The organism is Terrisporobacter mayombei (assembly GCF_020748465.1).
GTDB classification, from domain to species: Bacteria; Bacillota; Clostridia; order Peptostreptococcales; family Peptostreptococcaceae; genus Terrisporobacter; species Terrisporobacter mayombei.
Genome location: NZ_JAHZMP010000184.1, coordinates 1 through 474 on the forward strand (window position 1 = coordinate 1; position 474 = coordinate 474).

Below are 474 nucleotides of genomic sequence, written 5' to 3' on the forward strand. Positions count from 1 at the left end.
CTGGATTATCATCAGCTGCAATACGGTTAGAACTAAGATGTCCACATCGTGTACAACGATGAATAATTGCCCATTCGCCATTTTTTCTCACCCACACTCCGATAGGTTCCATATTAGCATCACAATCTGCAGCACGGTCACCAGGAATGATATCCACATGAAGACTATGTAAGCAATGTGGACAATGATTCCTATGTTGTGTACCAGCTCCTTCAGGTACTACAATGCAACCACAGTTTTTGCAAATAAAGTTATCCAAACAGGAATTTTCCTGATAATAAGCTCGTTTTCTATTTTTATAATTCATTTTTATCGCCTCCATATCTTGTGTTTTATACAAAAAAATCCACAGGTATTTATATCTGCCTTTTTGTGTGGTATATATATTTGCCTACACAAAAACAGAAAACTCCTGTGGACTAGAAAATTTAATATCTTCTATTTCAACATAACTATATTCAAAATAATACTATG

Annotated in this window: 1 protein-coding gene; it reads right to left on the reverse strand. The window is 34.8% G+C overall.

Translation table 11 applies throughout. From position 1 onward, the window contains the following. Positions 1–307 (reverse strand): RNHCP domain-containing protein (locus K0039_RS21020; RefSeq protein ID WP_228106862.1); only part of this gene is annotated, 307 nt, incomplete at its 3' end. Between the last annotated feature and the right edge of the window lie 167 nt (positions 308–474).